The 21,620-nt window shown below is 64.7% G+C and carries 21 protein-coding genes; 6 read left to right on the top strand and 15 right to left on the bottom strand.

What is annotated here, in order from left to right; translation table 11 throughout:
• Positions 1–2 precede the first annotated feature (2 nt).
• From JF290_RS01625 to JF290_RS01590, 8 genes are all read right to left on the bottom strand, one after another.
• Complete coding sequence (locus JF290_RS01625) at positions 3–242, bottom strand: HP1242/YdcH family protein (RefSeq protein ID WP_199022979.1); 240 nt, start codon at positions 240–242, stop codon at positions 3–5.
• A gap of 108 nt (positions 243–350) precedes the next feature.
• A complete protein-coding gene (locus JF290_RS01620) occupies positions 351–1,010 on the bottom strand; it encodes a thermonuclease family protein (RefSeq protein ID WP_199022978.1) in 660 nt (219 codons plus the stop codon).
• Between the two features lie 64 nt (positions 1,011–1,074).
• Positions 1,075–2,733 (bottom strand): choline dehydrogenase, encoded by a 1,659-nt coding sequence (gene betA / locus JF290_RS01615; protein ID WP_199023228.1) that lies wholly within the window; start codon positions 2,731–2,733, stop codon positions 1,075–1,077.
• A gap of 57 nt (positions 2,734–2,790) precedes the next feature.
• Positions 2,791–4,299 (bottom strand): choline-sulfatase, encoded by a 1,509-nt coding sequence (betC, locus tag JF290_RS01610; protein WP_199022977.1) that lies wholly within the window; start codon positions 4,297–4,299, stop codon positions 2,791–2,793.
• A gap of 2 nt (positions 4,300–4,301) precedes the next feature.
• Complete coding sequence (gene betI, locus JF290_RS01605; RefSeq protein WP_199022976.1) at positions 4,302–4,868, bottom strand: choline-binding transcriptional repressor BetI; 567 nt, start codon at positions 4,866–4,868, stop codon at positions 4,302–4,304.
• Positions 4,869–4,949: 81 nt separating this feature from the next.
• The gene (locus tag JF290_RS01600) at positions 4,950–5,477 is read right to left on the bottom strand and encodes a hypothetical protein (RefSeq protein WP_199022975.1); all 528 of its coding nucleotides are present in this window, start codon (positions 5,475–5,477) and stop codon (positions 4,950–4,952) included.
• A gap of 65 nt (positions 5,478–5,542) precedes the next feature.
• The gene (locus JF290_RS01595) at positions 5,543–6,448 is read right to left on the bottom strand and encodes a DMT family transporter (protein WP_199022974.1); all 906 of its coding nucleotides are present in this window, start codon (positions 6,446–6,448) and stop codon (positions 5,543–5,545) included.
• A gap of 39 nt (positions 6,449–6,487) precedes the next feature.
• A complete protein-coding gene (locus JF290_RS01590) occupies positions 6,488–7,087 on the bottom strand; it encodes a LysE/ArgO family amino acid transporter (RefSeq protein ID WP_199022973.1) in 600 nt (199 codons plus the stop codon).
• Positions 7,088–7,177: 90 nt separating this feature from the next.
• On the opposite strand from JF290_RS01590, the gene JF290_RS01585 reads away from it, so the two are divergent.
• The 3 genes from JF290_RS01585 to JF290_RS01575 all read left to right on the top strand — a co-directional run bounded on the left by JF290_RS01585 (position 7,178) and on the right by JF290_RS01575 (position 9,151).
• A complete protein-coding gene (locus tag JF290_RS01585; RefSeq protein WP_199022972.1) occupies positions 7,178–8,068 on the top strand; it encodes an ArgP/LysG family DNA-binding transcriptional regulator in 891 nt (296 codons plus the stop codon).
• A gap of 52 nt (positions 8,069–8,120) precedes the next feature.
• Complete coding sequence (locus JF290_RS01580) at positions 8,121–8,810, top strand: nitroreductase family protein (protein ID WP_199022971.1); 690 nt, start codon at positions 8,121–8,123, stop codon at positions 8,808–8,810.
• Between the two features lie 77 nt (positions 8,811–8,887).
• Positions 8,888–9,151, top strand: coding sequence for a hypothetical protein (locus tag JF290_RS01575; protein ID WP_199022970.1), 264 nt, complete (start codon positions 8,888–8,890; stop codon positions 9,149–9,151).
• Here JF290_RS01575 and JF290_RS01570 read toward each other — a convergent pair whose 3' ends face one another.
• The gene (locus tag JF290_RS01570; protein ID WP_199022969.1) at positions 9,152–9,892 is read right to left on the bottom strand and encodes a YebC/PmpR family DNA-binding transcriptional regulator; all 741 of its coding nucleotides are present in this window, start codon (positions 9,890–9,892) and stop codon (positions 9,152–9,154) included.
• A 130-nt stretch (positions 9,893–10,022) separates the two neighbouring features.
• Between JF290_RS01570 and JF290_RS01565 the strand changes: the two genes are divergently transcribed.
• From JF290_RS01565 to JF290_RS01555, 3 genes are all read left to right on the top strand, one after another.
• Positions 10,023–11,795, top strand: coding sequence for an SLC13 family permease (locus JF290_RS01565; RefSeq protein WP_199022968.1), 1,773 nt, complete (start codon positions 10,023–10,025; stop codon positions 11,793–11,795).
• A gap of 15 nt (positions 11,796–11,810) precedes the next feature.
• Positions 11,811–12,545 (top strand): glutamine amidotransferase, encoded by a 735-nt coding sequence (locus JF290_RS01560; RefSeq protein ID WP_199022967.1) that lies wholly within the window; start codon positions 11,811–11,813, stop codon positions 12,543–12,545.
• A gap of 80 nt (positions 12,546–12,625) precedes the next feature.
• Positions 12,626–14,284: an FAD-binding dehydrogenase gene (locus JF290_RS01555; RefSeq protein ID WP_199022966.1), complete on the top strand. Its 1,659-nt coding sequence runs from the start codon at positions 12,626–12,628 to the stop codon at positions 14,282–14,284.
• Between the two features lie 100 nt (positions 14,285–14,384).
• Here the strand turns inward: JF290_RS01555 and JF290_RS01550 are convergent, their stop codons facing one another.
• From JF290_RS01550 to JF290_RS01525, 6 genes are all read right to left on the bottom strand, one after another.
• Positions 14,385–16,163, bottom strand: a complete 1,779-nt coding sequence (locus JF290_RS01550; RefSeq protein ID WP_199022965.1) for an SLC13 family permease — start codon at positions 16,161–16,163, stop codon at positions 14,385–14,387.
• Between the two features lie 34 nt (positions 16,164–16,197).
• Positions 16,198–17,127 carry a DMT family transporter gene (locus tag JF290_RS01545; protein WP_199022964.1) on the bottom strand — a complete coding sequence of 310 codons (930 nt, stop codon included), beginning with the start codon at positions 17,125–17,127 and terminating at the stop codon, positions 16,198–16,200.
• Complete coding sequence (locus JF290_RS01540) at positions 17,124–17,936, bottom strand: TIGR00282 family metallophosphoesterase (RefSeq protein WP_199022963.1); 813 nt, start codon at positions 17,934–17,936, stop codon at positions 17,124–17,126. Before JF290_RS01540 ends, JF290_RS01545 begins: the two co-directional genes overlap by 4 nt.
• A gap of 189 nt (positions 17,937–18,125) precedes the next feature.
• Entirely contained in the window at positions 18,126–18,683 is a 558-nt protein-coding gene (locus JF290_RS01535; protein WP_199022962.1) for a 5-formyltetrahydrofolate cyclo-ligase, read from the bottom strand.
• On the bottom strand, positions 18,680–20,071 hold the full coding sequence (gene mgtE / locus JF290_RS01530) for a magnesium transporter (RefSeq protein ID WP_199022961.1): 1,392 nt from the start codon (positions 20,069–20,071) through the stop codon (positions 18,680–18,682). Before mgtE ends, JF290_RS01535 begins: the two co-directional genes overlap by 4 nt.
• A gap of 114 nt (positions 20,072–20,185) precedes the next feature.
• Positions 20,186–21,526, bottom strand: coding sequence for an 8-oxoguanine deaminase (locus tag JF290_RS01525; RefSeq protein ID WP_199022960.1), 1,341 nt, complete (start codon positions 21,524–21,526; stop codon positions 20,186–20,188).
• Positions 21,527–21,620: the final 94 nt, after the last annotated feature.

Below are 21,620 nucleotides of genomic sequence, written 5' to 3'. Positions count from 1 at the left end.
GATCAGGCGGTCGACAGGATGTTCCAGATCTGGTCCTTCAGAAGCGCGCGTTTCTTGCGCAGCTCGCCTTCGGCCAGTTCCGCCATCGGTTCGACATTGGTTTCCGCACGATGCACGGCGCGGTTCACCTCGTGATACTCATCCGCGAGATTCGCGAAATGCGCATCAGACTGTTTCAGCCGGCGCATCAACTCGACCTTGTCGGGGAATTCTTCGACCAGTTCGTGGGGGGTGTGGGACATCCGTTCGCTCCTTCTTCTGCGATTGCCCAAAGACTAGGCGCGCCGGCGCTGCGCCTGCCTTGATGCGGATCAAAAAGGACCGAAACACATACCTTACGCGACGAAAATCTAGCGTCGGGCGCGCCGCCACCCGGCGGCCCGCGCCTCCCCCTCCGAGCAGAACCACCGTTCGCCCTTGGAGGTGCTGATCCGCGTCCTGTCGTAGTGCTCCTGACCCGGCATGTGATAGATACGGGTGCCTTTGGATGAGATGTTACCCTTGATCGGGCAATCCGCGCGCGAGGGCTGCGGGACGACTGCGCGTGCGGCGCGATAGTCCGAAGGGGTCATGACCCGGCTCGCGTGCAGGCCCCGGTCATTCACCGCGGCACCCTTCTCTTCGAGATCATAGTCCATCGAGTAGCGGCGATATGCGAACGCCAGCCCATCCGACACGAGCGACCGACCGATGTCGACTCCTCCGACTTCGCAACGCGCCACCACCCTGCCATAGCGGTCGGTGTCGATCGTATCGCAATCGGCGATGCGTCCTTCGTAGCGTGCGCGCGCTTCACGCGTGACCCAGTCCCCGCACGCCCAGGTCTCACCCGTCGCATGTCTCTGGCAGGTCTGGTCGCGCTCGGGCGCATCAATGCCATGTAGGCGCACTCGCGTATCCCCCACGTCGAGCGTATCGCCATCGATCACCCGGACCGGCCCCTCGGGACCGGCGACGCCTGCGACAGGCAGGCAGAGAGCAAGAACGAATGCTGTACAAAACCTTAACATTCGCTTGGTATGCGCGGACACCGCGCAGCGTTCAAGCGGTGACGTTAAGAAAGGTTAACACGCCTCAGCGCTGTGACTCGCGCCAATCGGGATGAATCCACGGGGTCTCGTTGGAGGGCGGCAGCGGATCGCGCCCCAGGATGTGATCGGAGATTTTCTCGCCCACCATGATCGAGGGGGCGTTGAGATTTCCGTTGGTGATACGGGGGAAAATGCTGCTGTCCGCAACGCGCAGACCGTCCACCCCGATGACCCGTCCCTCGGGATCGACCACGGCGTCGGGATCGTCGGCCCGACCCAACCGGCAGGTGCCGCAGGGGTGATAGGCGCTCTCCACGTGATCCGCGATGAAATCGTTCAGCGCATCATCGCTCTGCACCGCGTCGCCGGGCTGGATCTCGTGCTTGACGAAGGGCGCGAAAGCGGGCTGTGCGAACAGCTCGCGGGTCAGCCGGATACAGGTGCGGAAATCGCGCCAATCCTGCGGGTGCGACATGTAGTTGAACCGGATTTCGGGAGCATCGCGCGGATCGGGCGAGGCAAGGCTCACGTGACCCCGGCTGAGCGACCGCATCGGACCGACATGGGCCTGGAACCCGTGCCCCTCGGCCGCGGCCCGCCCGTCATAACGCACGGCGATCGGCAGGAAATGATACTGGATGTCGGGATAGGGGACACCCGCGCCACTGCGGATGAAGGCTGCGCTCTCGAACTGGTTGGACGCACCCAGACCGCGCTTGGCAAACAGCCACTGCGCCCCGATCCGCGCCTTGCCGAAGAGGTTCCAGTGTTTGAACAGCGTGATCGGCTGGCTTGCCGCCATCTGGATGTAAAGCTCGAGGTGATCTTGCAAATTGGCCCCAACACCGGGCCGGTCCGCGATCACCTCGATGCCGCGTTCGGCGAGATGCTGGCCCGGTCCGATCCCCGACAACATCAGCAGTTTCGGCGAATTGATCGAGGATGCCGCAAGCACCACCTCGCGCCGGGCGCGGATGATCTGGCGCGTGCGGCCCCTGTCGACCTCAACTCCGACGGCGCGCCCGTTCTGCATCACGACACGCCGCGCGAAGGCGCGGATCAGCGAACAGCTTGGACGTTTCAGCGCGGGACGCAAGTAGGCGTTGGCCGCCGACCAACGCCGCCCCCGCCAGACGGTCTGATCCATCGGACCAAAGCCTTCCTGCTTCTCGCCGTTGTAGTCGTCGGTCGTCTCGTAGCCCGCCTGCTGGCCTGCTGCGACGAAGGCCTGAAACAGCGGATTGCTTCGGGGGCCTCGCGTCACATGCAGGGGACCGTCGTTGCCCCTCCACGTCGGATCGCCGCCATGACCACTGTCATGCCAATGCTCCATCCGCTTGAAATAAGGCAGCACATCGGCAAAGCCCCAGCCTGTCGCCCCGGACTCGGCCCAATGGTCGAAATCCATCGCGTGCCCACGGACATAGACCATGCCGTTGATGCTGGAGGAGCCGCCGATCACCTTGCCGCGCGGACAGGCGAGGCGTCGGTTGTTCAGATGCGGTTCGGGCTGCGAAACATAGCCCCAGTCGTAGCGAGCCATGTTCATCGGATAGCTGAGGGCCGCCGGCATCTGTATGAACGGTCCGGCATCTGTGCCGCCATGTTCGATCACCAGGACCGACGCCCCGGCTTCGGACAGGCGATAGGCGATGGCGCAACCGGCACTGCCGGCCCCGACGACGACAAAATCCGCCTCCATGTCAGACATGGTCGGTTCCGCGCCCGCCACGGGCCTTTCGGATAGGACCAGGACCCATCATTCGCCCCTGGGAAAGCGCTGGTTCTCTTCTAGCACGTTCAGGTCCATGTGGTTGCGCATGTAGCGTTCCGACGCTTTCTGAAGTGGTTGATAGTCCCACGGATAGTAGCCGCCCTGCCGGAGCGCCTCGTAAACGATCCAACGCCGGGCCTGGCTGGCGCGCACATCCGCATCGAAACGGGCGAGATCCCAGCGCGCGTCCGATTGCGCGCGAAACTTTTCCAAAACCTCCGCATGTGCCGGATCTTCGGCGAGGTTCGTGTTTTCATGCGGGTCGGCCTTCAGATCGAAAAGCTGTTCCGGGTCGAGCACGCACCGCGTGTATTTCCACCGTCCTTCGCGCATGCAGACCAACGGCGCGTCCGATCCCTCGGCGGCATATTCCATGAGGACAGGAGCTGTGCGCGCCCCGCCCTGCGCCAGCGACACAAGGCTTTCGCCATCGGTCCAGGGCGCGATCTCGGCCATGTCGACCCCGGCCAGTTCTCCCAGCGTTGGCGTGACATCCAGCGTCGAGACCGGCGTATCGATCCGTCCGGGATCCAGCTGCGCAGACGCGATCATCAGCGGAACACGGCTCGAGCCTTCATAAAAGGACATCTTGAACCACAACCCGCGCTCGCCCAGCATGTCGCCGTGATCGGAAGCGAACACAATGATTGCCTCCTGCCGCGTATCCTCCAGCACCTGAAGGATCGCGCCGATCTTGTCGTCGAGATAGGAGATGTTGGCGAAATAGGCGCGCCGCGCACGGGCCACGTCGGTGTCCGTGATGTCGAAACTGCGCCAGTCGTTGGCATCGAACAGGCGCTTTGAATGCTTGTCCTGTGCCTCGTAGGGGATCGCCGGCACGTCGGGGGCCAGATGGGTGCAATCGGCGTAGAGATCCCAGTATTTCCGGCGCGCCACATAGGGATCATGCGGATGGGTGAAGCTGGCGGTCAGGCACCACGGCCGCGTGTCGTGCCCGCGCGCGAGGTCATACAGCTTGGCGATCGCGTGATGGGCCACCTCGTCGTCGTATTCCATCTGGTTGGATATCTCGGCAACGCCAGCTCCGGTGACCGAACCCATGTTGTGATACCACCAGTCGATCCGTTCTCCAGGCTTGCGGTAGTCCGGAGTCCAACCGAAATCGGCCGGATAGATGTCGGTGGTGAGACGGCTTTCAAACCCGTGCAACTGGTCCGGACCGACGAAATGCATCTTGCCCGACAGGCAGGTCTGATAGCCGGCGCGGCGAAGGTGGTGGGCGAAGGTCGGGATATCGCTGCGGAACTCGGCCGCATTGTCATACACGCCCGTTCGCGAGGGCAACTGGCCAGACATGAAGCTGGCCCGCCCCGGCGCACAAAGCGGGCTGGCGGTATAGGCATTGGCGAAGCGCGCGGACCGGGCCGCCAGCCGCTTGAGGTTGGGCGCATGCAGCCATTCGGCCGGTCCGTCGGGAAACAGCGTGCCGTTGAGCTGGTCCACCATCAGGATGAGGATGTTCGGCCGGGCCATGATCAACGTCCCCTCAGCATGTCGAGCAGCGCAAGCGCACGGTGGGTCGCGATGGCGGGCGTGTCCGCCTCGCTCAGCGCGGCGCGGATGTAGAGCCCGTCGATCAACGCGGCCAACGCATCCGCCGCGCCGCGAGGATCGTTGCACTGACCGCGCAGCGCATGAGACAGGTTCGTGCGCAAACGCCGCTGGTAGATTTGCCAGAGCCGCAACGCGTCGTCATTGGTCTGCGCCATGACATAGAAAGTCAGCCAGGCACTGATCGCCTGCGGCGTGAAACAGGAAGGCGCGAAGGAAGCGCGGATGATGGCGCCGGCCCGCTCTTCCGGCGGCGCTGCACGCAGTTCACGGCGCGCCTCGGCTCCGAAATCCGCGAGGATCCGGCGCATCGCCGCAAGAAAGATCTGCTCCTTGCCGCCGAAATAGTGATGCGCCAAAGCACTCGACATGCCGGCGCGGCGCGCGATCTGACTGACCGTCACGTCGAGCGATCCGGCGGTTCCGATCTCGGCGATCGTCGCCTTGACCAGCGCCTCGCGCCTGATCGGTTCCATTCCGATTTTCGGCATGTTTTCCGCCCCGTCCCAGTTGGTCCGCAGGACGGTAGGAAGTGTTTATTGACTCGTCAATCAATAAAAACGCAGCGTGATCTATTCTGCCCGTTCATAGATCAGGAGGTTGCCGCGCGGCAGATGCATCAGAACCAACTCCGAGGGCCCAAGGGTCTCGATCGCATAGCAGGTCACGTCGCCGGAAGTTTCTTCGCGGCTGCTCAGGTAGGGGCCAGCGCCATCATTTCCGCCGCACTCGGTCGCGACCTCTATCTGTTCCGACTCCATTTCCGCACCGTCATAAGTCAGCGTGCGCGTGGTGCCGTCGATGCGCATCCGCGCAGACGTGTCTTCGGACGACACCCAATCGCCCTGCAATTGCGCCAGGATGCCGGCTTCATCGTCGGAGGGCGGCTTCGGACGGGAAACATCCGACATCGCAATGACGTCCTGCCCCCCGCCGGAGGCGAGTTCGACGATGACGGTACGCCGGGAATCCGGCCAAGCCCGTGGCACCCCGTCACCGCTGGCTTTCGGCGTGTCGATGACGACCGCAGGTGCGGCCCCTGCCCCGATCGTCGAGATCAGGAACACGATCGGCAGGACGAAACGCATTGGGCCGCGCATCACGGTCTCCTTATTGCAGGGGCCCTCAGCCTAGGCCCGAGGCATACGTGCTGGCAAGGGCCGGGTCAGACCTTGGTCGCCGGGGTCGGCGGCGTGATCGGCTGGCGGTTCAACATCGCTTCCCGCCACGTGATGAAAGTGACCGATCCCAGGATCAACCCGCCGCCGAGCACGACCCAGATATCCACCGGCTCGGCAAAGACCACGGCACCCAGCGCCGTGGCCCAGACCAGCTGCAGGAACGTCACCGGCTGCGTGACCGCCACCGGCGCAGCGGCGAAGGCCAGCGTCATCGTGTAATGCCCGGCAGTCGCGAAACAGGCGACGCCGAACAGGATTGCCAGTTCGGTCAGGGTCGGCGTGACCCAGACCGCATAAGCGAAAGGAGCAAGCGCCGCGGTCACCCAGATCGACAGCATGCCGACCACGACCGGTGCGCTGACCCGGTCGGCCATCACCTTGGCCAACAGGTAGGATCCGCCGAACACCACTGCCGCCAGAAGCATCGCCATATGTCCCGGTTCGACGACGCGAAACCCCGGACGCAGGATCACCGCGGCGCCCAGCAACGCGACCAAAACCGCCACGATGCGGCGCAGGGCCAGCTTTTCACCAAGGAACAGTGCTGCGCCGAGCGTGACATAAACCGGCGCGAGGTAATTGATCGCTGTGACTTCTGCCAGCGGGATCCGGGTCATCGCGTAGAACCACAGCATCACGCCCATTGCATGAAACACGCCCCGCGCCGCGAACATGCCCCACATCCGGCCACTCAGCCGCGTTCGCAGCATCGGACGCAACATCGGCAACAGGAAGGCAAGCCCGAGGAAGTAGCGCAGAAAGGCCTGCTCGGCCGGAGGAATGCGCGGGCCGAGAAACTTGACGATGGCCGTTACCGCAACGAAGCACAGCCCCGTCACCAGCATCCAGAATATTCCGACCATTGGCCGGGCTGTGCGTGCTGTCTCCATGCTGTCGTTGAACACGCAATGACCGGCGGGTTCAACCCTTCACATGATAACCAGTTTGGCCGCGATGGCCCACATGACCAGCCCGATCCCGAGATCGAGCGCGCGCCAGGCGCCTGGGCGCGCAAAGACGGGCGCAAGCAGCCGCGCCCCGTAGCCGAGGGTGAAGAAGAAAAAGAAACTTGCCGCAACCGCGCCGAGACCGAACTGCAGCCGGTCGTCATACTGCGCCGAGATCGAGCCGATCAGAACGACCGTGTCGAGATAGACATGCGGGTTGAGCCAGGTGAAGGCCAGCACCGTCGCCAGCGTCCGGCACAGGCTTGCCCCCGGCCCGCCCTCCGCGACCAGCACCGCGCCGCCGTTCCACGCGCTGCGCAGGCTCAGCGCGCCATAGGCCAGCAGGAAGGCCGCGCCGCCATAGCGCATCACCGGTTCAAACCATGGCACCACGGTGGCGAGCGAGCCGAAGCCCGCGACGCCCGCAGTGATCAGCAACGCATCGGACACTGCGCAGGTCAGGCACGTCGCGAAGACATGCTCGCGCCGCAACCCCTGGCGCAGAACGAAGGCGTTTTGCGCGCCGATCGCAAGGATCAGACTGAAGCCCAGGGCGAATCCGGGCAGAACGGCCGATGTCATCAGGCGGACCTCTGTTTGCTCACGGGTTTGACTAGCCCGTCGATCTGCCGTAGTCGAATTAAATCCTGTTGCCTTGATTAAGACACGCTAATGCAATTCGACCCCCAGCAACTTGCCGCGTTGGCGGCCGTCCTGCGGCGCGGCAGCTTCGATGCGGCCGCCGCCGACCTCTCGGTCACTGCCTCGGCTGTATCACAGCGGATCAAGGCATTGGAGGACCGGGTCGGCAGCGCTCTCATCCGGCGTGGCGCACCTTGCACAGCCACCCCGGCCGGGCAACGGCTGGCCAAACACGCCGAGGACGTGGCGCTGCTGGAGGCGCAGGTCAGCCGCGACCTCGCCCTGAAGCGGGGAAGCGGTGCGATGACCCTGCGCGTCGCGGTGAACGCCGACAGCCTGGCCACGTGGTTCGTCGCGGCGATGGCCGCCGTGCCGGACGTCCTGTTCGACCTGGTGATCGACGACCAGGACCACAGTTCCGACTGGCTGAAGCGTGGCGCCGTGAGCGCTGCAATCTCGGCACAGGAAAAACCCGCACCGGGCTGTGACGCGATACCGCTCGGGTCACTTCGCTACGTGGCGACAGCCAGTCCCGCGTTCATGCGGCGCTGGTTCGCCGACGGCCTGACCGCCGAAACCCTGTCACGCGCGCCCTGCCTGACCTTCAACGCCAAGGACATGCTGCAACGCCGCTGGATCGCCGAGACACTGGGGCTGAAGCTGTCGCCACCGACCCATTTCCTGCCCTCCACCCACGCCTTCGTGGAGGCGGCGCGGCGCGGCGTCGGTTGGGGCATGAACCCAGAGGCGCTGGTGCGCGAACCGATCCGCGACAGTCTGCTTGTGCCGTTGCAGCGCGGAACCCATCTGGATGTTGCGCTGACATGGCAGGTCAGCCGGGTGATGGCCCAGGCACTCAAGCCCGTCACCGACTCGGTGCGCATGGCTGCGCGCAAGGAACTCGTCGCACCGGGCGCTTGATGCGACCGTCCCGGGCGGCCATAACGGCGCAACACTGAGATTGGAGCGCCCCATGTTCGCGAAGGACAAGCTGACCTACACAACCATTCCCCTGCCCGACCGCGCCGACATGAGCGACGTCCAGATGCAAGCGGAGTCGACCTCGTTCCTGGACCGCATGCGCACCCGGCACTCGGTGCGCGACTATGTCGACCGCCCGGTGCCGCGCGAGATCATCGAAACCTGCCTGCGCACCGCCGGATCGGCGCCATCGGGCGCCAACCACCAGCCCTGGCACTTCGTCGCCATCAGTAACCCCGCGATCAAGCAGCGAATCCGCGAGGAAGCCGAAGAGGAAGAGCGCAAGTTCTATGCCGGCGGCGGCGGCGACGAATGGATCAGGGCGCTGGAACCGATCGGAACGACAGCCGACAAGCCGCACCTGACCATCGCCCCTTGGCTGATCGTGGTCTTCGCCCAACGGTGGGGCGAGTTCGACGATGGCACCCGCTACAAGAACTACTACGTGCCCGAAAGCGTCAACATCGCCACCGGCTTCCTGTTGACCGCCCTGCACCTGTCGGGCCTCTGCACCCTGACCCACACGCCGAACCCGATGAAATTCCTGAACGCGGCGCTTGGGCGGCCTGCGTCCGAGAAACCAACGATGATCATCGCTGCGGGACATCCGGCCCCGGACGCGGTGGTACCAAGTGTCGCGAAGATCAAGAAACCGCTGGAAGAAATTTCGACCTTCCTGTAGCTCGAAGAGACACGAACGATCCGAAATGCGACTGCGCACGTAACATTGTTACCCAGTCAATAGCAGGAATCCGGGAAATGCCGAAATTCAACACCAGGTTCGAATTGGATGTCCGCGACATCGAGCTGATCGAAACCGCGCTGCAACAACGCAAGAAAAAGCTCTCGCTTGAAAGGCTTGCCCTGCTCGCAGAAACGCCGGCGCGACCGGAGGCGACGACCGAACTCGCCGCGCTTGACGAAACGCTGGCCGACATTCACAAGCTGCTTGGCCGGTTGCACAACCAGAAGGTCTTCTTCCGCCCGGGGCGCGCTTCGCCCGCGCCCTACGTCAGCGGCTGATCAGAGCTGCTCCATCACCTCGTCGGGCGCTTCGAAGTTGGTGGTGACGCGCTGAACGTCGTCGTCATCTTCGAGCGCGTCGATCAACTTCATCAGCTTCTGCATGCCCTCGAGGTCCATCTCGGTGGTCGTGGTGGGCCGCCAGACCAGCTTGGTGCTCTCGCTCTCGCCCAACGCGGACTCGAGCGCGGTGGCGACCTCGTTAAGGTCGGTGTCCGCGCACCAGATCACGTGGCCGTCCTCGGTGCTTTCCACGTCCTCGGCGCCAGCTTCGATGGCGGCCATCATTACCGTATCTGCATCGCCGACCTCGGCCGGATAGGTCACCTCGCCCTTGCGATCGAACATGAAGCCGACACTGCCCGTTTCACCCAGATTGCCGCCGTTCTTGGTAAAGGTCGACCGCACGGTCGAGGCGGTGCGGTTGCGGTTGTCGGTCATCGCTTCGACGATCACCGCAACGCCATTGGGACCATAGCCCTCATAGCGGATTTCCTCGTAATCCTCTCCGTCGCCCGCCTGCGATTTCTTGATCGCACGGTCGATCACGTCCTTGGGAACGGAGTTTGACTTGGCTTCCTTCACCGCGAGACGCAGGCGCGGGTTCTTGTCGGGATCCGGGTCGCCCATCTTGGCGGCAACCGTTATCTCTTTGGACAGCTTGGAAAACAGCTTGGAGCGCGCGGCGTCCTGGCGTCCCTTGCGGTGCTGGATGTTTGCCCATTTGGAATGGCCGGCCATGGAATTCTCCGTCAGTATGCATGCGCTGGTCTGCGCGGTTCTATAGGGCAGAGCGCGGGGCGAGGGCAAGCCGTCAGTGGTGGTGTGATGCCATCTGGTCAAGGCACGGACTTGGCCCTAGTGTCCGGCCATGACAACCGACCAGATCATCCTGTTCACGCTTTTCGCCGCCGTTTTCGCCATGCTTCTCTGGGGACGGTTCCGCTATGACCTCGTGGCCTTCTCGGCGCTCATGATCGGGGTGGTTCTGGGCGTCGTTCCGACCGAGGACGCCTTCACCGGCTTTGGCCATCCCGCGACTCTGGTGGTGGCGCTGGTGCTGATCGTGTCGGCCGGATTGGTACGGTCGGGCGCGGTGTTCCTGATCACCCGGACACTGGTCGACAGCACCCGCCCTCTCGCCAGCCACATCGCCCTGATGGGCGGAATCGGCGCGATCCTGTCGGCCTTCATGAACAATGTCGCCGCTCTGGCGTTGCTCATGCCCGTCGACATCCAGACTGCGCGCAAGGCAGGACGCAATCCGGGCCTGTCGCTGATGCCGTTGGGATTTGCCACCATCCTCGGCGGCATGGTCACGCTGATCGGGACCCCGCCCAACATCATCATCGCAGGCATCCGCGAGGACGCCTTGGGCGAGGCCTACCAGATGTTCGATTTCGCCCCGGTCGGCGGCATCGCGGCCTTGGCGGGTCTGGCCTTCGTGGCGCTGATCGGCTGGCGGCTGATTCCGCAGCGCGACGGCGAGACCGCCGGCGCCACCGATCTCGCCGAATATGTCGCCGAACTGACGGTGCCAGAGGAGTCCGACCATATCGGCAAGCGACTCGCCGAGTTGGACGGCGATGCGGAGAAGACCGACGTGGCGATCATCGGATTGATCCGCGATGGCAAGCGACGCTACGGGCGCGCCGCCAACTCGGTGCTCAAGGCCGGAGATACTCTGGTGCTGGAGGCCCGCCCCGACGCGCTCGACGAATTCCGCTCGGCACTGAAACTCGACTTTTCCGACAGCAAGCGGCAGGAATTGTTGACCGCAGCGGGTGACGGGCTGGAGGTGATCGAGGTCGTGGTACCCGAAGCCGCCCGGATCGCGGGCAAGACGGCGCAGGGCGTGGGGCTCGCCTGGCGGCAAAACACGATCCTGATGGGCATTTCGCGCCAGGGCCAGCGCATCACCAAGCACATGCGCCAGACCGAGATCCAGCCCGGCGACATCCTGCTGCTGCTCTGCCCGCGCGACCGCGGGTCCGATGTGACCGAGTGGCTGGGCTGTCTGCCACTGGCGCAGCGCGGGCTGAACGTCACCGCGAACGAGAAAGTCTGGCTGGCAATCGGAATCTTTGCGGCCGCCGTGGCCGCGGCAAGTATCGGACTGCTCTACCTGCCGATCGCGCTGGGATTGGTGGTCGTCGCATACGTTCTGGCCCGCGTCCTGCCGATCACAGAAATCTACACCCATATCGAATGGCCGGTGGTGGTGCTGCTCGGCTCGATGATCCCGCTCGGCGCCGCGCTCGAAACCTCGGGCGGAACCGAATTGATCGCCGGCGCGCTGGTGACGCTGACCGACGGCATGCCGGCCTGGGCCATCCTGACCATGCTGATGGTCGTCACCATGACCCTTTCGGACCTGCTGAACAACACGGCCACCACCATCGTCGCCGCGCCGGTCGGCATCGAGATGGCCCAGACGCTCCAGGTCTCGCCCGACCCGTTCCTGATGGCGGTCGCAGTGGCGGCCTCGTCGGCCTTTCTGACCCCGATCGGCCACAAGAACAATACGCTGATCCTCGGCCCCGGCGGGTACAAGTTCGGCGACTACTGGCGCATGGGCCTGCCGCTCGAAATCATCGTCGTCGCCGTCTCGATCCCCGCCATTCTCGTATTCTGGCCGCTCTGACGCGAGGAGACCCGGATGAAACGTTTCCTGATCTTGCAACTGCGGCCCGAAACCGACGCGTCGGATGACGAGTTCGCGGCGATCCTCGGCAAATGCGGGATCGGTCCCGAGCGCGCCCACCGCATCCGGCTCGACCGCGAGTCCCTGCCCGAGGGCCTCGATGTTCGCGATTATGCCGGACTGATCGTCGGCGGCGGCCCGGGGTGCGTCAGCGATGCGCCGGACCGGAAGACACCGACCGAAGCCCGGATCGAAGCGCAGATCATGAGCCTGATGCCTCAGATCACCGCGAATGATCATCCCTTCATGGGGTGTTGCTACGGGCTGGGCGTCCTGGCCCATCACCTGGGAGCCGAGGTCAGCAAGGACCGGTTCGCGGAACCAGTCGGACCTTCCGATTGCAGGCTCACGTCCGAAGGCGAAACTGATCCGCTGACCGCCGGTCTGAAACCCGCATTCCAGGCTTTCGTCGGCCACAAGGAAGCGGTCCAGTCGCTGCCGGCTGGCTGCGTCAAGCTGGTGCATTCCGAGGCCTGCCCGATCCAGATGCTGCGGTTCGGCCAGAACGTCTATGCGACCCAGTTCCATCCCGAGGCCGACTCGCGGGACTTCGAACGCCGCATCCGCATCTATCGCAATCACGGCTATTTCCCTCCCGACCAGGCCGACACGCTGATCGGTATCTGCCACGCGGCGACAGTGACCGAGCCGGCCGAGATCCTGCGCCGCTTCGCGCAGCGCTATGGATGACGCGGCGACAGGTCCGGCCTTTGTCATTGCCTGATCCACACCATCGGTCCTAGGCTTGAGCGCAAGACCGGGAGGGGCGCATGGACGATGCGGACGTGATCATCGTGGGCGGCGGGCTGGCCGGGCTCGTGGCGGCAGCGGAACTGGGCGACCGGGGCAAGCGCGTGCTGCTGCTTGACCAGGAGCCCGAAAGGTTTCTTGGTGGCCAGGCTTTCTGGTCGCTCGGCGGGCTCTTCATGGTCGACACGCCCGAACAGCGCCGCATGGGCATCCGCGACTGCCGCGACCTTGCGTTGCGCGACTGGATGGGCAGCGCGCAGTTCGACCGCCCCGAGGACGACTGGCCGCGCAAGTGGGCCGAAGCCTATGTCGACTTCGCCGCAGGCGAGATGCGCCCCTGGCTGCACGCGATGGGAATGCGCTGGTTCCCCATCGTCGGCTGGGCCGAGCGCGGCGGAGGCTTCGCCACCGGCCACGGCAACTCGGTACCGCGGTTCCACCTGACCTGGGGCACAGGTCCGGGCGCGATGGCGCCGTTCGAACGCCGTGTCCGCGCCCATGTCGAGGCCGGGCGCGTCACGATGAAGTTCCGCCACCAGGTCGATTCCATCCTGGTCGAGAACGGCGCCGCCAAAGGGGTCGCCGGAACGCATCTGGCTCCGGATAGCGCACCGCGCGGGCAACGGACCAACCGAGATCCCGCCGGCAGCTTCGAATATCGCGCGGCGTCGGTGCTGGTCGCCTCGGGCGGCATCGGCGGGAATTTCGACCTCGTTCGTCGCGCCTGGCCGCAGGACCGGCTGGGCGAGCCACCCGCCCGGATGGTGGCCGGTGTGCCCGCGCATGTCGATGGCCGGATGATCGCGATCAGCGAAAGCGCCGGCGGCCATGTGATCAACGGCGACCGGATGTGGCACTACACCGAGGGCGTGCGCAACTGGGATCCGATCTGGCCGGACCACGGCATTCGCATTCTGCCCGGTCCATCCTCGCTATGGTTCGACGCGAAGGGCAGTCGCCTCCTCCCACCCTGCCTGCCGGGGTTCGACACGCTCTCGACCCTGCGCGAGATCCTGAAAACGGGATACGACTACAGCTGGTTCGTCCTGAGCCAGAAGATCATCGAAAAGGAATTCGCGCTCTCGGGATCGGAACAGAACCCCGACCTCACCTCGGGTCGATGGGGCGAGGTGCTGAAAGCACGCCTCCTGTCCGGCAAGGGCGCCCCAGGACCGGTTGAAGCCTTCAAGCGCCACGGCGAGGATTTCGTCGTCGCCAAGACACTCACCGACCTGGTCGCCGGCATGAACCGGGTCGCGGGCAACGACCTGATCCTGGAACCCGCCCTGCGCGCCCAGATCGAGGCGCGCGATGCACAAGTCGACAACGCCTTTACCAAGGATGCGCAGTTGATGGCGATTCATGCGGCGCGCAACTATCGCGGCGATCGCCTGATCCGGGTCGCCAAGCCGCACAGGATCCTCGATCGGGCCAACGGGCCGTTGATCGCCGTGCGGCTGAACGTGCTCACGCGCAAGACTCTGGGTGGATTGCAGACCAATCTCGACAGCCAGATGATCGCGGCGGACGGAACGGAGATCCCCGGTCTCTTCGCCGCGGGCGAAGTGGCGGGCTTCGGCGGCGGCGGCTACCACGGATACAATGCGCTCGAAGGCACGTTCCTCGGGGGCTGCATCTTCTCGGGCCGCAACGCCGGGCGCTCTGCCGCCATCGCCTGATCCAACTCCCCGACGTCGGCAAGGACACAAACGCCAGCCAGGCCCGCGTGGCCTGAACGCGAAAACATCGAATGCGCCGCAGGCGCGCTTTTTGGAAACGTCAGAGTGGCCAAATGATCGGGATCAGGGCCGAGGCCAGAAGGCCGATCAACAGGTTCAGAGGGATGCCGACCTTCATGAAGTCGGTGAAGCGATATCCTCCTGGCCCATAGACCAGCATGTTCGTCTGATAGCCGATCGGCGTCGCGAAAGAGGCCGAGGCCGCGATCATGACCGCCACGACCAAGGGGCGCGGATCGAACCCCATCGCCGTCGCGAGGCCAATGGCGATCGGAGTGACCACCACCGCCACCGCGTTGTTGGAGACCAGTTCTGTCAGGATCGAGGTCAGCAAATAGATCGCCCAGACCACAAAGAACGGCGGCAGCGCGCTCAGGCTCGGGGCGATCGCAGTCACGATCAACTGCACCGCGCCCGAGCTTTCAAGCGCCGCACCGATCGCCAGCATCGAAAAGATCAGCGCCAGCAATCGTCCGTCGATGAAGGAAAACGCTTCGTCCGCGTCGATGCACTTGGTCACCAGCACGAGCGCCACCGCGACGATCGACAGGAAGAGGATCGGGGCGACGCCAAGGGCCGCCAGCACCACGATGCCCAAGAGCGACAAAATGGCGATCGGCGCGTGGCTGCGCCGAAAGGCGCGGGCCGAGGGGTGGCTGACATCGACCATGTCCATGTCCGCGGCGAGTCTCTGGATATCCGCCGGGGCACCTTCCAGCAGCAGCGTGTCACCCACCCGCACCACGAGGTCGTCCAGTTGCCGGCCGATATTCTGGTTGCGCCGATGAACCGCCAGAACATAGACGCCATAGCGCCGCCGCAGGCGCAGCGTGCCGAGAGACCGTCCGACCATCTTGCAACCCGGCGTGATCAGCACCTCCACGGTCGAGGTCTCGACCGCCGAAACCTGGTCGACGCGTTTCAGCTCCTTGTTGGCCTGCAGACTCAGCAGTTCGGTCATCTGGGTGCGCAGTACGACCCGGTCGCCGACCTGCAACTGCACACCCTTGAGGTTGCGTCGGAGCGACACGTCGCCCCGGATCACGTCGACCAGCCGCACCCCTTCGCGCTTGAACAGCTGCACGCCGGTCACCTCGCGCCCGATCAGGTTGCTTTCCGGAGGGATGATCGCCTCGGTGAAGAATTTCATCCGCGAGCGGTCGCTCAGCATGGTCGCCATACTGGCCCGGTCCGGCAGCAGGCGTGGGCCAAAGATGCGCAAGTAGATCATCCCCCAGGCCACGACGGCAAGCCCGAGCGGCGTGATCTCGAAGATCGTGAAGGCCGGCAGGCCATTGCTGCGCGCCACGCCGTCCACCAGCAGGTTGGTCGAGGTGCCGATCAGGGTCAGCGTGCCCCCCATGACCGCCGCATAGCTGAGCGGAATCAGAAGCTTGCTGGCGGACACATCAAGCGTGCGGGCCAGCTGGATGAAAACCGGGATCATCACCACCACGACCGGCGTGTTGGACACGAAGGCCGACGCCAGCACCACGAACCCCATCAGCATTGCAATTGCGAACCTCGGGTTGGTGCTGGCCTGTTTCTGCGCCAGCGATGTGAACGCATCGAGCGCTCCGGTCCGCACGAGCGCCCCCATGATGATGAACATCGCCGCAATGGTCCAGGGTGCGGGGTTTGCCAGCACCGGCAGCGCATCCTGGTAGGGCAGCACCCCGGTCACCAGCATCGCCGCGACGCCAGCGATGGCGACGACCTCGGTGGGGAAGATCTCGCGCAGGAACAGCACGAACATCGCGCCGACGATCAGCAGCGACAGCACGGCGCTGCCGGTCTCGGAAAGCTGGAACAGGTTCATGATGATTCTTCGGTCCCGGGCGCAGCGAAACTGGCTAGCGCGCAGTTTCACTGATTGGCGCGTCCGGGGCAAGCGACTCCTGCCGACGCGGCTGAACGAGGAAGACGCCGGCCAACACCAGCCCCAGCGCTGCCCAAATGTAGGGCGAATAGGCTTCCCGCAGCACAATGAGCGACGTCAATATCCCGAAACCCGTGACCAGATAGCTGACCTGCGCCGCGAAAACCGATCCAGCGCGGCCGACCAGCCAGACATAGCCGGCGTAGGTTATCGCGTGAATGATCGCACTGGCGATCAAGGCCCACTCGGGCGGTCCGTAGACGCGAAACGGCGAGATGAACTGGCCGGTGCCGATCGCGAGAGGAAGACTGGCGGCGGCGGCCATCAATGACGCGCCAAGAAGCACTTGCACCGCGTCCAGTCCGGCCGTCCCCCATCGCGCGACGAAGTTGCCCTCGAACGCGTAGCAGAGCGGAGCGATCAGCGCGAGCGGCACCCAGACCAGCATAGCCGGATCAGGCAGGCTTGCGTCGGGCAGCACCAGGAGCAGAACACCCGACAAGCCGGCGCTCAGGCCCAACAGGCGGCGCGGGCTGAACCGGTCCAGCCCGAGGCCGAGCGCGATCGGGAAGGCCAGCATCGGCACCAGCGACACGACGATGGCCACCACCCCCGCGGGCAGATGGGTGATCGCCTGGTAGGACGCAGAGTTGGGTACCAATGTCCCGAGCAGCGCGATGATCGCGTAGAGCCGGAGATGTCTCGGAGACATCGGCAACCGCCCACCCCGCAAGAACAGCACAAGCCCAAGAAAGACCGCCCCGATCATGACGTCCCAGAAGATCAGGCCGAAATGCCTGTGGCCGGTGCTGACGGCGATCTTGCTCAGCGGGAACGTCAGCCCCCAGCCCGCACCGAGCAACAGCAGAAGAAGGGTGTAGAACGCGGTCTCGCGCCGGGTCACGGCGCCGCCTGTTCCAACCGTCCGCCGACCCGCACCATGCGAACCGCGCGCGCCTTTCCGTTGCGGTCGTCGGTCTCGACGAAAATGCCGCTCAAGGTCGCCTCGCCGGTGGCCGGACTGAAACGCGCCTTCGGCATCCCGGTGATGAAGCGGCGCATGGGTTCGGCCTTGTCCATTCCGATGATCGAGTTGTAGTCACCGCACATGCCGGCATCGGACAGGTATCCCGTACCGCCGGGCAGAACCTGCGCGTCGGCTGTCGGAACATGGGTGTGGGTGCCGACGACAAGGCTGGCGCGCCCGTCGCAGTAGTGCCCCATCGCCATTTTCTCCGAAGTTGCCTCGCAATGCATGTCGACGATCACCGCTTGCGCCAGACCACCCATGGGATGCGATTTCAGCACCGGTTCGATGGCCGAGAACGGATCGTCGAAGGGACGCTTCATGAAGACCTGCCCCAGCGCCTGCGCGACCAACACCTTGCGGCCGGTTCGCGTGGTGAACAGCCGGTGGCCCTTGCCTGGTGCGTCCTTTGCGAAATTCAACGGCCTCAGGATGCGCGGTTCGCCCTCGATGAACTGCAGCATGTCCTTTTGGTCGAAGGCATGATCGCCAAGCGTCAGGCAATCGGCCCCGGCGTCGAGCAGTGACTTGGCATGCGCCCCGGACAGACCCATCCCGTTGGTCGCGTTCTCGCCATTGACCACGACGAAATCGAGCCGCCACTCCTCCCGCAAGCGCGGAAGATTTTCGCTGACCGCGGCGCGCCCGGCACGCCCCATCACATCGCCCAGAAACAGTATCTTCATTCCAGCGGTGTTAGAGATTGCACGGGTCAAGGGCAAGCGCCGCATTGACGTCGGATATCGTAGTCCGGCGCGTCGAGACGGGCGAGATTTCAGGCCGTTTCGCGCTCTTTCCCGTGATCCTGAAGGGATCGTTGCAACGACCACGGGCGCGACTATCGGAACGGGCAAGTTCCGCAGGAACATTCATGGTCAAAATGCCAGCACCCGCCTCTCGGTCACGATCATGTCCAGCGGCTGGTCGGTCGCCTCGAGCGGGATCGCCTCTGCCTCTTGCGCATCGTAAGCAAAGCCGATGGCAAGGGTCGCGCGCCGGGCGCGCAGTTTTTGCAAGGTCCGGTCATAGAAGCCACCGCCATAGCCCAGCCGTCCGCCACGGCGGTCGAAGGCAACGAGCGGCACGATCAGGATCTCCGGTTCGATGAAATCGTCGAACTCGGGGACGGAGGTGCCGAAGGGGCCGTCCCGCAGGGCGATGTCGGGGGTCCAGCGGCTGAAGAGCAGCGGTTCCTTCGCGCGGACGATGACCGGGATCGTCACAGGCCCATGCGCCGCAGCTTCGGCCATCGCCGGCAAGGGGTCGATCTCGGTGCGGATCGGCAGGTAGCCCGACATCGGAGCGCCCCGATATCCCGCCAGCACCTCCGACAACAGCCCGGCATCTGCGCCCGGGGCGGCCGCATGGGCGGTTGCGCGGCGCGCCAGGGCGGCCTTGCGCGTCTCGGCCTTCAGCACCGCGAGATCGGTCATAGTAGAACGATACCGGCGAGACCGAGAAAGGCGAAGAAGCCGACCACGTCGGTCACCGTGGTGACGAATGTGCCGGAGGCCAGCGCCGGGTCGACGCCGAACTTGTCCATCGCGATGGGAATGATGGTGCCGGCGAGCCCCGCTACGGTGAGGTTGATCACCATCGCCGCGGCGATCACGTATCCGATCGCAGGCGAGCCGAACCAGTAGAGCCCGACAACACCCATGACCACGGCGAAGACGATACCGTTCAATGCTCCGACGAAAAGCTCGCGGCGGATGACCCGCCATACGTTGGAGCCGGTGAGGTCCCTCGTCGCCAGCGCCCGTACCGCCACGGTCAAGGATTGCGTGCCGGCATTGCCGCCCATCGAGGCGACGATCGGCATCAGCACCGCCAGCGCCACGAACTGCGCGATCGTGTCCTCGAACAGCGCGATCACCAGCGATGCGAGGATCGCCGTCGCGAGATTCACGCCGAGCCAGGGAAGTCGGCGCTTTGCAGTGTCCGAGACGCTGTCGGAAAGGGAGCTTTCTCCGACCCCGGCGAGGCGCAGGATATCTTCTTCGTGTTCCTCGTCCAGGACCGCCATGGCGTCGTCGATGGTGATGACCCCCGCAAGTCTCCCCTCCTCGTCGACCACGGGTGCCGAGATCAGGTGATACTGGTTGAAGGCATAGGCGACATCTTCCTCGTCCTGGGTCGCCGGGATGACGCGGAACATGTCTTCGGTCAGCTCGCTCAGCAGAACCTCGCGCCGTGCGCCCATGAGCTTGCCCAGCGTCACATTGCCGATCGGGTGCAGGCGCGGATCGACCAGGACGATGTGATAGAACTGGTCAGGCAGGTGTTCGCTGCCGCGCAGATGATCGATGGCCTGGCCGACGGTCCAGTGTTCCGGCGCCATGACGACCTCGCGCTGCATCAGGCGGCCGGCCGAGCCCTCGGGATAGGACATCGCCTGCTGCACGGCGATCCGGTCGGCATCCTCGAGCGCGCCGAGAATGGCCTCCTGCTGGGGCTCTTCGAGATATTCGATCAGGTCGACCACGTCGTCGCTGTCGAGATCGCGCACCGCGTCCGCGAGGATCTGCGGTTCGAGCTGGGCGATCACCTCCTCGCGGATGCTGTCATCGAGTTCTGACAGGATCTCGCCGTCGAATTCCCGGTCATAGAGCCGGATCAGCCGTTCACGCTCGGACCGGCTGATCTGTTCGAGCAGGTCGGCGATATCAGCGGCATGAAGGGGTTCCATCAGCTCGGTCAAGAGCACCGAGTCGGTGTTTTCTACGGCCTCGAGGATCGCCGCCACGGACTTGCGGTCGAGCGTATAGGCATCGTCCTCACGCGTCGGGTCCGTCACGTCCTGATCTGTGCCTGTGTTCATGCTCTGCCCCCTGCTTGCGCACAAAATAGAAGAAGCGCCGGGCAATGAACACCGGCAAGCGACCCTGGCCAAGAGATTTGTGCCACGGGCCGTTTCGGGTCAGTTTTCACTGCATCAGAGCGCGGCGGCGAGATCGGCAGCCAGGCGATTCTGTTTCTCGATCAGCCTGTCGAGATCGACCGTGACGAGGCTGCCATTGCAGACAACCAGGCGCCCCTCCACCAGCAGGTGGCGCACGCGGGTCGGACCTGCCAGCAGCAATGCGGCCTTGTCCCAACTGCCGGCGCCGTCGATACCCGTCACGTCCCACAACGCCACATCGGCGCGGGCACCGACCTGAATGCGCCCACAGTCCGGGCGGCCAAGAACGTCCGCACCGCCGCGGGTCGCGATTTCGAGCGCCTCGCGCGCGCTCATCGCGTCCGCGCCACGGGCGACACGCTGCAAAAGCATGGACATGCGCGCTTCGGCCATCAGGTTGCCCGTGTCGTTGCTGGCCGACCCATCGACCCCCAGGCCAACCGGCACGCCGGCATCGCGTATCTGGCGAACCGGGGCAATCCCACTGCCAAGGCGGCAATTTGAACAGGGGCAATGCGCAACCCCGGTGCGGGTGCGCGCGAAAAGGCCGATCTCGCTGGCATCGAGCTTGACGCAATGGGCATGCCAGACATCCGGGCCGGTCCAGCCCAGGTCCTCGGCGTACTGTCCCGGACGGCATCCGAACCTGTCCTGGCTGTAAGCGATATCCTCGTCGTTCTCTGCCAGATGGGTGTGCAACATCACGCCCTTGTCGCGCGCCAGCACGGCGGCATCGCGCATCAGGTCGCGGCTGACGGAAAACGGCGAACAGGGCGCGATCCCGACCCGGCACATCGACCCCTCGCGGGGATCGTGAAACGCATCGATCACGCGGATGCAATCTTCCAGAATGGCGGACTCGCGTTCGACCAGCGAATCCGGCGGCAGCCCTCCGTCGCTTTCCCCGATGCTCATCGCGCCGCGAGTGGGATGGAAGCGCAAGCCGATCTCGGCGGCAGCGGCGATCGTGTCTTCGAGTCGCGTACCGTTGGGATATAGGTAGAGATGGTCCGAACTGAGCGAACAGCCGGAGAGCGCAAGCTCGGCCAGTCCGACCTGCGCCGAGACATGCATGTGATCCGGCGTGAAGCGCGCCCAGATCGGATAGAGCGTCTGCAACCACCCGAAGAGCAACGAGTCCTGCGCGCCCGGTACCGCCCGTGTCAGCGTCTGGTAGAGATGGTGATGCGTGTTGACCAGTCCGGGTGTCACGACGCAGCCGCGGCCCGACAGCGTCTCGCCCTCGGTCTCAAGGTCTGGGCCGATCGCGGCAATGACGCCGTCGCGCACGAGGATATCGGTGTCGGCAAGTTCACGCCGGTCGTCATCCATCGTCAGGACGAATTCAGCGGATTTGATCAGGAGTTCGGTCATGTCAGGCCCCACACTCTGTGTCGGCCCGAGTCGGTGCGAAGCGAGAACACGCACCGACAGACTGCGGGCAAAGGACTCGGCGCGGATCATGGAT

The organism is Sedimentitalea arenosa, from assembly GCF_016428585.1.
Lineage (GTDB): Bacteria > Pseudomonadota > Alphaproteobacteria > Rhodobacterales > Rhodobacteraceae > Sedimentitalea > Sedimentitalea arenosa.
This window is presented reverse-complemented; position numbering and strand designations above follow the sequence as displayed.